Source organism: Paenibacillus xylanexedens (genome assembly GCF_007680605.1).
GTDB classification, from domain to species: domain Bacteria; phylum Bacillota; class Bacilli; order Paenibacillales; family Paenibacillaceae; genus Paenibacillus; species Paenibacillus xylanexedens_B.
On the sequence record NZ_VEIO01000013.1, the window covers coordinates 31,578 to 45,122 of the forward strand.

The following is a 13,545-nucleotide window of genomic DNA, read 5'->3' on the forward strand; positions in this document are numbered from 1 at the left end:
CTTCTGGCAGGTATAATAGCAAAGGAAGCCTTATGCTTCGTTTGAAGGCCAGAATACACATGGAAGGAAACGGGAAATTGATAAAACAGCCATCTTCAGGAACAAGGCTGCTACAGGGTGCTTTTATCCTGGGTCTTGCCGCCATTATCTCCAAAATCATTGGTGCTTTTCAAAAGATACCCCTTCAAAATCTGGGGGGAGACGGTGTCTTCGGTATCTACAACACGGTCTATCCGTTATATATGCTCATTATTACGCTGGCTGCGGCTGGATTGCCTTTGGCTGTATCCAAATTCGTAGCTGAACAGAACACCCTTGGCAGACCAGACGAGAGCCGAAGGATTATACGATTATCTTCGATGCTGCTCGGCGGATTAGGCATGGTTACCGCGGTGGTGATGTATGGAAGTGCACCTTGGATCGCAGGTCTGATTGGAAATCAGCATGTGATTCCTTCCATCCGTGCGGCATCCTTAGCCTTGTTATGTGTTCCGCTGATGACAGGTTTACGTGGATACTTCCAAGGGATGCAACAGATGGTGCCTACAGCTGTATCTCAGGTGGTCGAACAGACGGTGCGGGTAACGGTCATGATTGTGGTGTTATTGTGGCTGATTCGACAGGATGCTTCGCTTGAAACAGTTGCTTCAGGGGCAATGTTAGGCTCGGTAGCCGGAGGATGTGCGGGGCTTATCGTCATGTTGGGATTCGTATATAGACATCGGCGGAAAGAGCAGGCATTATGTGAAAAGTCTTTGGATTCAGAAGTGTTTTATGCGGAATTGGAGCAACCGAGGGAGATTAGTCAGACTAGACTGTCCGCGAATGCTTCCCGAGAACGCTCAAATACCGGAGCAGTGGAACATGACGTTGCGGTAGTTGGAAGAAGCGGTCAAGCTCGTGTGATCAGACGCTCAAATGCCGAATGGATACGTACTTTGCTTATCTATGCCATTCCGGTTTGTCTTGGATCACTGGCAGTGCCCCTGATGAATCTGGTGGACACCTTTACCGTTCCGCGTCTGCTACGCGGTGAAGGGCTGGACGACGTGCAAACGATGGTGTCCTTTGGCATCTACAACCGCGGACTGCCGCTGGTGCAGCTGGTGACGATGCTTGCCACGTCACTCTCGGTGCTGTTTATTCCGGCGATGGCCGAAGCGCGTCTCAAGGGCGGGCCAGAAGCCGTCAGACAGCAAGCAGGCTTGGCGCTGCGCTGGTTCTGGCTGATCGGTCTGGCGGCATCCGCAGGTCTTGCGGTGCTGGCAGATCCGATTAACCGCATGCTGTACGGGGATGCCGCAGGCACCGAAGCATTGCGGTATATGGCGCTGACGGCTGCAGGCAGCACCGTCAGCATCATCGCGGCTGCGCTGCTGCAAGGCCTCGGCGCCGTGCGTGCTCCTGCGTTCAGCATGCTGGCCGCCGCAGGCGTCAAGGTGCTGCTGAACGTCATACTTGTGCCGGCGCTGGGCATCAGCGGCGCGGCACTTGCAGGTGCAGCCGCCTACATGCTGGCGGCTGGCCTGAATGTGGCGCTTCTGGCGCGGCTCACCGCCATGCGCCCTGCCCCTGGCGCCGTCCTGGCGAAGCCGGCGCTGGTGATCGCCGCCATGAGCCTGGCGGCGCTAGGCATGGCCTGGGCCGCCGAAGCAGTGCTCGGCGGCTTGGGCATCGCAGCCACGCACCGGCTGGCTGCGATGGGCGTGAGCCTGCTGGGCATTGCCGCAGGCGCAGCCGTGTTCGTGCTCGTCGCGGCTCGGACAGGGTTACTGACCGCCGCAGAGCTGGCGGCCTTGCCGAAGCTGGGGCCGCGTCTGGCGAAGCTGTTGCGCAGACTGCGTGTACTGCGCTAGCCAAATCACAGTTGCTACGGTGTATAGATGCTGCTACGCATGCTTATGGTACCGCTGCGCTTGTGGGTACCTTTACAGTCTGTCTGGCAACCTTACAAGTTAATGGAGGGCCAGTGCGACTGAACAGCATGAAGCAGCCACGCAGATGCAATTATAGGATATCGACAGATTCTGGTATAATACGTTTAATTATTGAGCGCCATCCTGTTCAGATAAAAAAGAGAGATGCTCATGCGCACATTGAAATGTTACATGAGTTAGAGGTAGCCCGGAAAAGCAGGATGGTTCGGATGGAGGTTAAGTGTAATGAGTGCAGCTTTGACAGTAGTGGGTTTAGGATCTGGAGATGCAGACCAACTGACATTAGGGATCATTAAAAAAATGAAACATGCAGCCACTTTATATGTACGCACACTGGATCATCCAGTGTTGAATGATTTACAGCAGGAAGGGCTAGAGATGACGTCGTTTGACACGATCTATGAGTCCAAATCCTCCTTCCCGGAAGTATATGATGAGATTGCGAACCAATTGATCGAGGCGGCTCGTAACGGGGATGCAGGTGCCGAGATTGTCTATGCCGTACCAGGCCACCCAATGGTAGCCGAAGCCAGTGTACGGCTTTTGAAGGAACGTTGTCCGCAGCAGGGCATCTCGTTACGCATTATGGGCGGAGAAAGTTTCCTGGATGAAGCCTTTATCCGACTGGGATTCGACCCTATTGAAGGCTTTCAACTGCTCGATGCCAGTAGCCTGAGTCCCGAACTGATACAACCCCAGCTACATACGTTGATTGGACAAGTCTATGATGGTTTTACTGCATCCGATGTGAAGCTATGTCTAATGGAAGTATACCCGGATGATTATCCGGTGTTTGTGGGCCATGCACTTGGCGTACAAGATCAGGAAGTCATTCATAAGGTACCCCTGCATGAGTTGGATCGTACCCCCGGATATGGTAACCTGTCGCTGATCTATGTGCCGAAAAATACAGATGATGCATTACGTCGCCGTTCTTTCGCGCGATTGCACGAGATCGTAAACATTCTCCGCAGTCCGGGTGGCTGCCCATGGGATCAGGAGCAGACACATCAGTCTATTCGTAAAAACCTGATTGAAGAGACATACGAAGTGATTGAAACGATCGATGAGGATGACCCGGATCACATGAAAGAAGAACTGGGTGATCTGTTGTTGCAAATTATGTTGCATTCTCAGATGGAGGAAGAGGTTGGCACATTCAACGTGTATGACGTTATAGAAGGACTTAATGACAAGTTGATTTTCCGCCATCCGCACGTATTTGGTGATAATCAAGCGGAAGACGCGAATGAAGCCCTGCAAAACTGGGAACAGATGAAGGCAGAGGAGAAAAAACGTAAAGGCCAGGACGTAGAAAAAGGTTCTGTACTAGACGGTATCCCCCGTGATCTGCCTGCACTTATGAAAGGATATAAGCTCCAGAAGAAAGCCGCGAAGGTTGGCTTTGACTGGGATGATGTGGAGGGCGTTTTTGCCAAGATCGAAGAAGAACTGGCTGAACTCAGAGAAGCGGTACAACAAGGGCACGATGCAGAAGCACGCAAGCTGGAACTCGGTGATGTGTTATTTGCCACGGCGAATGTGGCACGTTTCATTGATACAGATCCGGAGGAGGCTCTTGCCGCCACGAACCGCAAGTTTGTGGCAAGGTTTCAGTACATTGAGGATCGGTTGCGTGAACAGGGCAAAACACCTGCGGAAAGTACGGTAGAAGAGATGGAACGGTTCTGGCAACAGGCAAAGAAGGCCGGGCTTTGATTTTACTGATGTGTAAAAATACCCAGACACCGTATTCCATCAGGCTCGGCAGTGTGTTATGATGATACGAACATGTGTTCAGCATTATATTGAGTCTGGTGTTTGAAGAGACATCATATCGGGTACTGGACTAAGATGATTCTCTGTCATGCAACGGCATAAGTTAAAAAAAGTCGTTGGTCAAGGCAGGAATTTAGCATGAAAGCCAGAATACATGTGTAGTAACCGTGCGAGAATCAACTTGGTTATTCTAAAACAGCCAAGGCTCGCAGATACTTTTTTTTTAATTTGGGAGGCTTTTAACATGAACAAAACAGACCTGATCAACAACATTTCAAACAAAAGCGGTTTGACAAAGAAAGATGTCGAGTCCGTATTGAACGGCTTTTTAGGAGAAATTACAGATGCACTTGCCAGCGGAGACAAAGTACAATTGATCGGCTTTGGCACTTTTGAGACCCGCAAACGTTCTGGTCGTACGGGACGTAACCCACAAACAGGGAATGAGATTGTGATTCCTGAGTCCACTGTTCCTGCATTCAAAGCAGGTAACAAACTTAAAGAAGCTGTAAAATAATGCGTCTTGATAAATTCCTGAAGGTATCTCGGTTGATCAAACGCCGTACTGTAGCCAAGGACGTTTCTGAACAGGGACGTGTTCTTGTAAATGGACGGGAAGCCAAGCCCAGCGCTGCTGTAAAGGTAGGCGATGAGCTGACGGTTCAGTTCGGTCAGAAGCTAGTCACCGTGAAGGTGGAGCGTCTTGCTGAGAGTACCAAGAAGGATGAGGCAAGCAGCCTCTATACCTTGGTTAAGGAAGAGCCGATTGCCAAGGATAACGGGATGGATTGGTAACAGGGATTTCTGATACATCTTTAGATCATTTAAATGAAGCGTTCTCCTATTAAAGGGAGAACGCTTTTATGTTTTTCCCAGAGACAAATGGAAAGATCAAAGAGACAGGAGTTCTAATCCGGGTTTCTCATCCATAAGCTATGTACTAAAGAAGGAGGGGTACATGCCATGGCTGAGCACGGAAAAGCTAAACAACACTATCTAAACATGCAAAACAGGAAACTGCTGGATCTAACAGGGGTTTCGAATGTGGAGAGCTTTGACAGTGAGGAGTTTTTGCTGCAGACCGAACTTGGGCATCTGACGATCCGGGGGCACAATTTACATATCAAAAACCTGAGCCTGGAGGAAGGTCTTTTATCCATTGAGGGTACGGTTAGTTCACTTCAGTATCTCGATCCCGGTTCCCAGTCCAAAAACAGTAAAGGCCTGTTTGGCAAGATGTTCCGATGATTCTGGATGCGCAGTGGATCACACTGACATGGATGCTGTTATCGGGAGTTGTGATGGGTGTAGCTTATGACAGTTACCGGGTACTGTCAGGACAGCTGCGATTTCCAAGGTGGAGCATCCATACGTTAGACCTGCTGTATTGGGTCGCTTCCGCACTGTTCGTTTTCCGGATGTTGTATGCCGGAAACCACGGACAGTTGCGGTTTTATGTCTTTTTGGGGCTGATTATCGGAGTTTGCTTCTATTTTTGGCTTTTAAGTGTTACAACCCAGCGTTTTGTGGTAATGTTAATTAAACTCGCGAGAACACTCATCCAGTGGTGTGGACATATCCTTAACATCCTGATTGTTGTGCCAGCGAAGGGAATATACAGATTGGTTCGCGTATTATTTGGTTTCGTCATCGCGATCCTGCTATTCCTGGGCAAGGTGGTGCTGCAATGTTTAATCCCTTTCGGCAAATTGTTCCGCTGGATGTTTAGGCCGCTACTGAGATATTGGGTAACGCCTGGGTGGATGATCCAAGCGGGTACAAGAATTGCAGCGATATGGAAACGCTGGTTTCAAGGAGGTCGTCCGGGGAATGAGTAGAGCACCTGTGGGTAGTAAGAAGAGCCCAGCTAATCAGGGAAAGTCTGCTGGTGCACGAAGGCGTCTGATGCTTTGGTTAACATTTGTTGCTGTGTTTGCGATCTGGGCAGGATATACGTTTCTTGTACAGAATGCGCAAATTTCGGACAAGAGTGATTACTTGGCCACACAGCAAACTTCGCAGCAGGATACGCAGAAACAGCTCGAGCAGCTGAAGTATGAGGTCAGTCGGTTGAAGGACCCTGAATACATAGGACAGCTGGCACGGAAAAAAGGATACTATCTTCCTGAAGAAACACCAATTCAGGTCGAAGGGTCAGGGAACTGATGGAATCCAGTCTTTTGCTGAGCAAGGTTTGTTTTCCATGAGTCTGATGCGCGTAAACCGGAAAAAATAGGCTTTACAATGGGGTAGTGCTCAGTTGACCTTGGTTTATGGCATAAGGTATAATTACATTTAGCACAGCATGATTTTGGCAATCAAAAAATCGGGTTGTATATTTTTAAGGGAGGATCATTTTATTCTATGGCAATTGAAGTGGGCACCAAGTTAGAGGGCAAGGTGACAGGAATCACGCATTTTGGAGCATTTGTGGATCTGTCAGGAGGTGTCACGGGTCTCGTTCACATCTCGGAAATCGCCGACAATTACGTCAAAGATGTCAACGACCACCTGAAGCTGAATGACCAAGTCACAGTAAAGGTTATCAACGTTGACAAAGACGGCAAGATCGGACTTTCCATCAAACAGGCTGTTGACAAACCGGTAGAGCAACAAACTCAATCCAGACCCCCAAGAGCTCCTAGACCGGAACGCAGTGGAGGAGATCGCGAACGATTCAGCGGCGGTGGCCCAAGTGGTGGCCAAGGTCGTGGTGGTGGCGGCGGTGGATTTAACCGTGACCGCGGAGGCCGTTCTTTCAAGCCCGCAGCAGGCAAACCTTCATTTGAGGATAAAATGTCACGCTTCCTGAAAGATAGCGAGGAACGGATCTCTTCGCTCAAGAAGAATACAGAAGGCAAACGTGGTGGCCGTGGCGCTAAGCGTGTGTAATCTGTTTCAACCTGATTTGAATATATAATTAAAACCGTTAGCCTGCTGGCTAACGGTTTTTTTGTGCTTATTTTATATCATCGGATGACCAGCATTCATATTTCGATGAAACATCGGTCAGGAGTTTATTTTTAGGTAAGACGCGACACGATTTCTTCATGATTTACATTGTGCAGGGAAGAATAAGAACATTTGTCGTCTTCCATTTTTTACCGACAGGTTTCCATGGCGTTCTCCAGTTATTCTGCTCAGATCATGACGATACCCTCTAACTTCCCGTTCAAAATCAGACATGCCACTGTTCAACAGTCTGCCTAAAAATGCTGGAAAGCGCAATAAGGCCGAGGGTTTCGCACCATCGCGCCATAGCGGTTTCTTTTGTCGTAAACTTTTTGAAGCTCGTCCAGCTATTCTGACAAACTACGTCTTCTATTCTATCTATAATCAGAACCATCGAGAGTGAAACACGAAATCATATAATCGAATGGGGTGCCTTGAGCATGATGGAGAAGTGGAATGTCATTCAATTTCCGGGGATGAAAACAGGCAAGGGAGGCGCTACAGCTCGTGAGGAGCTGTCGGTACGTCTGAAACAATGGCTGGGTTCCCGCAAGGCTGTCCAGGCTATGGTATCTCGCAAGTGGGTGTTGCTACTTACTTTTATGGGATTCTTACTGGGAAAGGCGATGATCCTGAATGAATTATCTCCTTTTGCCATTGCATACTTTGCCGTGATTGCTTTTATGCGCAGGGATTATATTATCCCCGTTGGTGCGGCATTACTCGCAGGGAGTCTGTTTGCACCATTTCCGGTTTCTCTAATTGTGGCCTCTGAGATTGCCATCTTCTATCTGCTGTTCAGAGGGCTCGAGTCTTACGACCGTGCTGAATTATCTTATGCACCAGCGATGGTGTTTACGACAACTTTTATGGTGAAGCTATTCGCCGTTGTGATTGGGCCTTCGTTCAGTTGGTATGCGATGATGATGCTAACCATGGATTCCGTGCTAAGTTTCGTATTAACCCTTGTATTCATTCAGGCCATCCCCATTTTTACGTATCGCAAAAAAAAATTCAGCCTAAAGAACGAGGAGATTTTGTGCCTGATCATCCTGCTGGCTTCCGTGATGACCGGGGCAGTTGGGTGGACCATTCAGTCTCTTTCGGTGGAGCATATGCTCTCCCGTTATCTCATTCTCGTCTTTGCGCTGGTGGGCGGAGCCCCCCTGGGTGCATCGGTAGGAGTGATTACAGGGTTAATTCTGAGTCTCGCCGATATGTCTGCCGTGTATCAGATGAGTCTGCTTGCTTTTGCCGGAATGTTAGCGGGTATGCTTCGTGAAGGGAAACGTATGGGGGTTGCCCTAGGGATGTTGCTAGGTTCATCTATTCTATCGATATACTTGGGCGGTCCGAGTGACGTGATGAATTCCTTGTGGGAAACGTGCGCAGCTATCGTGCTGTTTATGTTAACACCAAAAAGCATGTTCACAGCCATCTCCAAGTATGTACCAGGCACACAGGATCATACCCGATCCCAGCATGAATATGCGAAACGTATTCGGGATATTACGGCCGAGCGAGTAACGCGCTTCTCACAGGTATTCCGTCAGTTGTCACGCAGCTTCGATCAGATGTCCGGTACGGGGGAGCCGGTACACAAAGAAGGCGGGATGGATCACTTTATGAACGCAGTTGCTGAGGGAACCTGTGCAGGATGCTTTAAGCGTGCACAGTGCTGGGATGCGAAATTTATTCAAACGTATAGCTATATGACCGATGTGATGAGTTCCATTGAGGCAAACCCGGAGCTGTCAGGTAACCAAATTCCGGCAGAATGGAACCGGGTCTGTGCCAAGCCGGAGGAGGTACTTGAAGTGATGCGTGCCCAATATGGCCTGCATCAGCATAATATGCAATGGAAACGCCAGATTATGGATAGTCGTCAGCTGGTTGCTGAGCAACTGTCCGGAGTATCCCAGGTGATGGAAGACTTGGCCAAAGAAATTCAACGCGAAAGCGAGGAGATGGTACAGCAGGAAGAAGAAATTCGGGATGCGCTGGAGTCATTGGGACTATCCATTCATTCTATAGAGATTATCAATCTGGAAGCTGGCAACGTGGAGATTGAGATTGTACATGCTTATACAAGAGGATTTGATGAATGCCGTAAAATGATCGCTCCGCTGATCTCTAACGTGCTGGACGAGCATATTGCTGTGTTGCATGAGACCATGACCGATCCCCGTCAGGGACTGGCCACCGTGACCTTCGGTTCAGCGAAGACATTTGAGATTACAACAGGTGTAGCTGCCGCCGCCAAAGGAGGCGATGTGATGTCGGGAGACAGCTTCAGCACTGTGGAACTCGGCAATGGTACGTTTGCAGTGGCACTTAGTGACGGGATGGGCAACGGGGAACGGGCTCGTATGGAGAGCAGTGCTGCATTAAATATTTTGGAGCAACTGCTTCAATCGGGGATGGACGAGAAATTAGCAATCAAATCTGTCAATTCGGTGCTGATGCTGCGTTCTCCAGAGGAGATGTATGCCACAGTAGATATGGCACTGATCGATGAATATACGGCAGAGACAACGTTTATGAAAATTGGTTCGACCCCAAGTTTTATTAAACGTGGGCAGGAGGTTATTCAAGTTTCAGCGAGCAATCTACCGATTGGGATCATTAAAGATATTGAGGTCGATCTGGTTACCCTTCAGTTACAGCCGGGTGATATCTTGATCATGATGACAGACGGAATCTATGATGCTCCAGGATACGCGGTCAATAAAGAGCTATGGATGAAACGGCTTATTCAGGATATTCATACGGATGATCCGCAAGAACTTGCAGATTGCTTGCTTGAGAGTGTTATTCGCTATCAGCAGCAGGAGATTTTGGATGACATGACTGTTGTGGTGGGTAAAGTTGAACATTATCGCCCGGAATGGGCCACCTTGCGTGTACCTGGTATTAATCGTATGGAGCGTCCGCGCACCGTAAGTTAAGCCGGGAATCCGTTTGAACTCTCTTCAATGTGGCAATGCTAGTCATAGAATTGGAGAGTACGAAAAACGGAGGGATATCGGATGAAACAAATTTTGTTGATCACCGACGGTTGTTCCAATGTGGGGGTAAGCCCGGTACTGGCAGCGGCGGAGGCACGCGAAGAGGGGATTACAGTCAATGTCGTAGGTGTAATTGATTATGGCACGATTGGTGAGCTGGGTAGTCGGGAGATTGAGGATATTGCGAGAGCTGGCGGAGGCATTAGTCAGATTGTAGGTACAAGACAGCTTGCGCATACGATGCAGATGATGACGAGAAAAACAGTGGTTCAGACCATTCAACAGGCGGTTAATAGAGAGTTAACACAAATTTTGGGAGAGAAGGGGACCAAGACAGTAACGGATCTGGAACCATCCCAGCGCTCGCAGGTGGTGGAAGTGATTGACAATCTGACAGAAAATGCCGCCCTGCAGGTCACGCTTCTGATTGACGTCAGTGCTAGTATGAAACCGAAACTGGCAGCAGTAGAAGAAGGGATTCGGGATTTGATGTTAAGCCTGCAGGCACGAGTAGGCAAAAGTCGTTTATCTGTATTTCATTTTCCAGGTCGCCTCAGCGGAGAGGATGCGGTAATGGACATCGACTGGACCGATGATCCCGGACGTGTTCGTTCCTTGTTCGGACGCTTGCAGACAAAGGGGGCAACGCCGACAGGCCCTGCAATTCAGAAGGTGATTGATTTTTACCGTTATGGTACACTGGAGGAACAGCAGGAAATAGAAGGGAACTATCGCATTGAAAGAGAAGGGATGCTCGGTGACAACGTTGTCTGATGCCTCTTTCCCGCCGGGAACCGTCATTACGGGGAAATGGAACCGAAGTCGGTATACGATTCGAAAGTTGCTGGGCAGAGGCGCCAATGGGGTTGTTTTCCTTGTCCAGCGTGGAGAGAATGGCAAACATTATGCGCTCAAAATGGGATTTGATCCGGTCGATTTGCAATCGGAGATCAATGTACTCAAATCATTTCAGTTACAGCGTAATCATGAAGCCCTTCGGCAGAGCGGCATTCCTTCCTATCTTAAAGATGTGGATGATTATGCCGTTCGTGGACGGGATATTCCTTTTTATGTGATGCGCTACGTTCGGGGTGAGGCTCTCCATCATTTCATTCGGCGTCAGGGAACGGACTGGACACTGCTGGTTGGATTAAGATTGTTGCAGAGACTTGCTCAATTACATCAGGCAGGCTGGGTATTTGGCGATCTCAAACCTCAAAATGTACTCGTATCCGATTACGGTCATGTCGAGTTGATTGATTATGGCGGGGTAACGTCCATTGGACGAAGTGTTAAACAGTTCACGGAATGGTATGACCGGGGATTTTGGAATGCAGGTAGCCGAACTGCAGATGCTACATATGATGTGTTTGCCTATGCGCTTTTGATGATTCACATTTTGGAAGCGGACGCGCTGAAGTCTTTGGCTGCAGATGGACTCCCGCAATTGCGGAATGTGAATCAACTTGTGATGTTGGTGGAAAAAAGCGAACGGCTGGCTCCTTTTCGTGAGTGGATTATTGTGGCCTTACGGGGACAATTCCAGAATGCAGACCATGCTGCAAAATCGTGGAAGGAATTGATGGCACGTCCTATACAGATGCGCCGGCGTTCCAGAAGCAGCACACCGCGATGGCTGAAAAATGCATTTGCTCTATCGGTAATTCTACTTATCGGTGTACTTATCTATGCACTACGTTTTTGATGTTGGGCGTGCATATACATAACGTAAGGAATGAGGAACAGGTATGGAAGCTTCGCGCTGGGAGACACTGGTGAATAACGTACTGGATGCAGCGGAAGAGCATCAGTTATGGGTTCCCGGGGACCGGATTGTCATCGCTGTATCGGGCGGGCCGGATTCGGTAGCTTTTTTGCATATCATGCATGAGATCAGCAAGCGACATGTGCCGCTCGAATTGATCTGTGCCCATGTACATCATGGATTTCGGACGGAGTCGGATCAAGAAGCCCGTCAGATGATGGATTTGGCACGTCAGCTTGGCCTTGCATTTGAGTGGGTCAAAGCGGACATACCTTCCTATATGAAACAGACAGGTCAGGGTCCACAGGAGGCAGCAAGGAACCGGCGTTACGCCTTTTTGCATGAAGTGGCTGACAAATATGGGGCAGCAAGTATTGCCCTGGCACATCATGCCGATGATCAGGCAGAGACAGTTATGCTGCATTTGCTTCGAGGTAGCGGGCTTTCGGGACTTGCAGGTATGAAGTTCAAACGTCGTGAAAAAAATGTGGAACTTATCCGACCATGCCTTCGTATAAACAAGACAGACCTTGTAGAAGCTTGTATTACTAAGGGTTTTACTTATTTTCATGATGAGAGTAATGATCAACGAAAATATCGGCGTAATGCGATTCGTCTGGATGTGCTTCCATTTTTGGGGCAATATAATGGACAACTCACGCCGTCACTGAATCGACTTGCCGAAATTGTGGGTGACGAAGACGATTTCATGGAGCAGAGTACTCATGACACATACAGGTGTCTAGTGCAGGTGAACGGCGGAAGGCAGACCTTTGAGGTGCCTTCCTTCTTGAAGTTACATGTCGCTTTACAACGAAGGTTGATTAAACTAATATTGAATTATCTGCCTTTGGACAGTGATTTTGTCGACTTTACCCGTATTGAAACTATTCGGCGCAAGGTCATGGAGACCGAGGAGACGACCTGGAGCCTGGATATAGGACAGACACTCGTATGTGCCCGGGAGTATGGTCTGATCTCTTTTGGCGAACGGGCAAGTGCACAGGATCAATCTTACGAGTATCGTCTTGCACAATGGAGCGGAACTTATGAGCTTTCACTCACCGAGATTAACCGATATATCCGGTTGATGCCGATGAGTCCCGAAAACTATCATGTACCGGAATCGGCTGATCAGGCCGCATTTGATGCAAATAAGCTTCAGATGCCGCTGGTTGTACGTTCACGGTTACCTGGAGATACCATGAAGGTAATGGGATTAAACGGGAGCAAAAAGGTGAAAAATATTTTCATCGACGAGAAAATTCCCCCATCTGTCAGACCACGCATTCCTGTGGTGTGTGATGGAGCAGGCAATGTCATCTGGTTACCGGGTGTTCGCCGGTCCGATATGGCTCCTGTCAGGGAGAGCACTTCCGCAATCCTGTACATGACTGTAGGCGATTCAGCGATTCATGGGTAGTGGTTATGGTTCAGGTAAGGCTTTCATAGTATAACTTAGGAGGTTCGCACAGTTGCAGAACGACATTCAAGAAGTATTGATCAGTGAAGAAGAAATTCAGAGTAAGGTTAAGGAATTAGGCGCAACACTCAGTGCCGATTATGCTAACCGGAACCCTTTGGTCATTTGTGTGCTCAAAGGTGCGTTTATATTTATGGCTGATTTGGTTAAGAACATAACGGTACCGGTAGAGATGGATTTTATGGCCGTATCCAGTTATGGTGCATCTACCAAGTCATCCGGTGTTGTCAAAATCATCAAGGATCTGGATGTATCCGTTGAAGGACGTGAAGTTCTGATTGTCGAAGATATTATCGACAGCGGACTGACCCTCAGCTATTTGATTGAACTGTTGGAAAACCGCGGTGCTGAAACCGTACGTGTGGTAACATTGTTCGATAAACCATCCGGCCGCAAAGTGGAACTGGAAGCTCACTACACGGGCTTTGATATCCCTGATGCGTTTATCGTGGGGTACGGTCTGGATTATGCCGAGCAATACCGGAATCTTCCATATATCGGGATTCTGAAACCAGAAATCTACACAAGCTGATATCCAGTAAGGCCGAAGCCTTGAGCTGTTCTTGGCTTCTATTGAGAAGCCATGTCGGGCTATGTTAAAATAATTAAAGTGTCTCGAGA

At 48.7% G+C, this 13,545-nt stretch carries 13 protein-coding genes; all 13 read left to right on the forward strand.

The genetic code is table 11. From position 1 onward, the window contains the following. Positions 1-80 precede the first annotated feature (80 nt). On the forward strand, positions 81-1,856 hold the full coding sequence (locus FS818_RS27005; RefSeq protein ID WP_145336440.1) for a putative polysaccharide biosynthesis protein: 1,776 nt from the start codon (positions 81-83) through the stop codon (positions 1,854-1,856). Positions 1,857-2,162: 306 nt separating this feature from the next. Beyond that, positions 2,163-3,656, forward strand: coding sequence for a bifunctional methyltransferase/pyrophosphohydrolase YabN (gene yabN, locus FS818_RS27010; RefSeq protein ID WP_145336390.1), 1,494 nt, complete (start codon positions 2,163-2,165; stop codon positions 3,654-3,656). A gap of 304 nt (positions 3,657-3,960) precedes the next feature. Next, positions 3,961-4,233 (forward strand): HU family DNA-binding protein, encoded by a 273-nt coding sequence (locus FS818_RS27015; RefSeq protein WP_090924617.1) that lies wholly within the window; start codon positions 3,961-3,963, stop codon positions 4,231-4,233. Further along, positions 4,233-4,511, forward strand: coding sequence for an RNA-binding S4 domain-containing protein (locus FS818_RS27020; RefSeq protein WP_090924618.1), 279 nt, complete (start codon positions 4,233-4,235; stop codon positions 4,509-4,511). Before FS818_RS27015 ends, FS818_RS27020 begins: the two co-directional genes overlap by 1 nt. A gap of 168 nt (positions 4,512-4,679) precedes the next feature. Continuing rightward, the gene (gene yabP / locus FS818_RS27025; RefSeq protein ID WP_090924619.1) at positions 4,680-4,964 is read left to right on the forward strand and encodes a sporulation protein YabP; all 285 of its coding nucleotides are present in this window, start codon (positions 4,680-4,682) and stop codon (positions 4,962-4,964) included. Beyond that, entirely contained in the window at positions 4,961-5,554 is a 594-nt protein-coding gene (gene yabQ, locus FS818_RS27030; RefSeq protein ID WP_145336392.1) for a spore cortex biosynthesis protein YabQ, read from the forward strand. Before yabP ends, yabQ begins: the two co-directional genes overlap by 4 nt. Then, positions 5,547-5,882 (forward strand): septum formation initiator family protein, encoded by a 336-nt coding sequence (locus FS818_RS27035; protein ID WP_145336394.1) that lies wholly within the window; start codon positions 5,547-5,549, stop codon positions 5,880-5,882. Before yabQ ends, FS818_RS27035 begins: the two co-directional genes overlap by 8 nt. 198 nt (positions 5,883-6,080) lie before the next feature. Next, positions 6,081-6,608: a S1 domain-containing RNA-binding protein gene (locus FS818_RS27040; RefSeq protein ID WP_090924622.1), complete on the forward strand. Its 528-nt coding sequence runs from the start codon at positions 6,081-6,083 to the stop codon at positions 6,606-6,608. 500 nt (positions 6,609-7,108) lie between these two features. After that, positions 7,109-9,616 (forward strand): stage II sporulation protein E, encoded by a 2,508-nt coding sequence (gene spoIIE / locus FS818_RS27045; protein ID WP_186331905.1) that lies wholly within the window; start codon positions 7,109-7,111, stop codon positions 9,614-9,616. 81 nt (positions 9,617-9,697) lie between these two features. Next, positions 9,698-10,450 (forward strand): VWA domain-containing protein, encoded by a 753-nt coding sequence (locus FS818_RS27050; RefSeq protein WP_145336398.1) that lies wholly within the window; start codon positions 9,698-9,700, stop codon positions 10,448-10,450. After that, positions 10,434-11,381 carry a protein kinase domain-containing protein gene (locus FS818_RS27055; protein ID WP_145336400.1) on the forward strand — a complete coding sequence of 316 codons (948 nt, stop codon included), beginning with the start codon at positions 10,434-10,436 and terminating at the stop codon, positions 11,379-11,381. The genes FS818_RS27050 and FS818_RS27055 overlap by 17 nt, the downstream gene beginning before the upstream one ends. Positions 11,382-11,424: 43 nt before the next feature. Further along, positions 11,425-12,864: a tRNA lysidine(34) synthetase TilS gene (gene tilS, locus FS818_RS27060; RefSeq protein WP_145336402.1), complete on the forward strand. Its 1,440-nt coding sequence runs from the start codon at positions 11,425-11,427 to the stop codon at positions 12,862-12,864. 52 nt (positions 12,865-12,916) lie between these two features. Then, positions 12,917-13,456: a hypoxanthine phosphoribosyltransferase gene (gene hpt, locus FS818_RS27065; protein ID WP_090924626.1), complete on the forward strand. Its 540-nt coding sequence runs from the start codon at positions 12,917-12,919 to the stop codon at positions 13,454-13,456. Positions 13,457-13,545 lie beyond the last annotated feature (89 nt).

Coding starts and splice junctions, on each gene's coding strand:
- FS818_RS27035 (WP_145336394.1), top strand. CDS start 5,547: ATGAGTAGAGCACCTGTGGGTAGTAAGAAGAGCCCAGCTAATCAGGGA.
- FS818_RS27015 (WP_090924617.1), top strand. CDS start 3,961: ATGAACAAAACAGACCTGATCAACAACATTTCAAACAAAAGCGGTTTG.
- yabN (WP_145336390.1), top strand. CDS start 2,163: ATGAGTGCAGCTTTGACAGTAGTGGGTTTAGGATCTGGAGATGCAGAC.
- spoIIE (WP_186331905.1), top strand. CDS start 7,109: ATGATGGAGAAGTGGAATGTCATTCAATTTCCGGGGATGAAAACAGGC.
- yabQ (WP_145336392.1), top strand. CDS start 4,961: ATGATTCTGGATGCGCAGTGGATCACACTGACATGGATGCTGTTATCG.
- FS818_RS27040 (WP_090924622.1), top strand. CDS start 6,081: ATGGCAATTGAAGTGGGCACCAAGTTAGAGGGCAAGGTGACAGGAATC.
- yabP (WP_090924619.1), top strand. CDS start 4,680: ATGGCTGAGCACGGAAAAGCTAAACAACACTATCTAAACATGCAAAAC.
- FS818_RS27050 (WP_145336398.1), top strand. CDS start 9,698: ATGAAACAAATTTTGTTGATCACCGACGGTTGTTCCAATGTGGGGGTA.
- tilS (WP_145336402.1), top strand. CDS start 11,425: ATGGAAGCTTCGCGCTGGGAGACACTGGTGAATAACGTACTGGATGCA.
- FS818_RS27020 (WP_090924618.1), top strand. CDS start 4,233: ATGCGTCTTGATAAATTCCTGAAGGTATCTCGGTTGATCAAACGCCGT.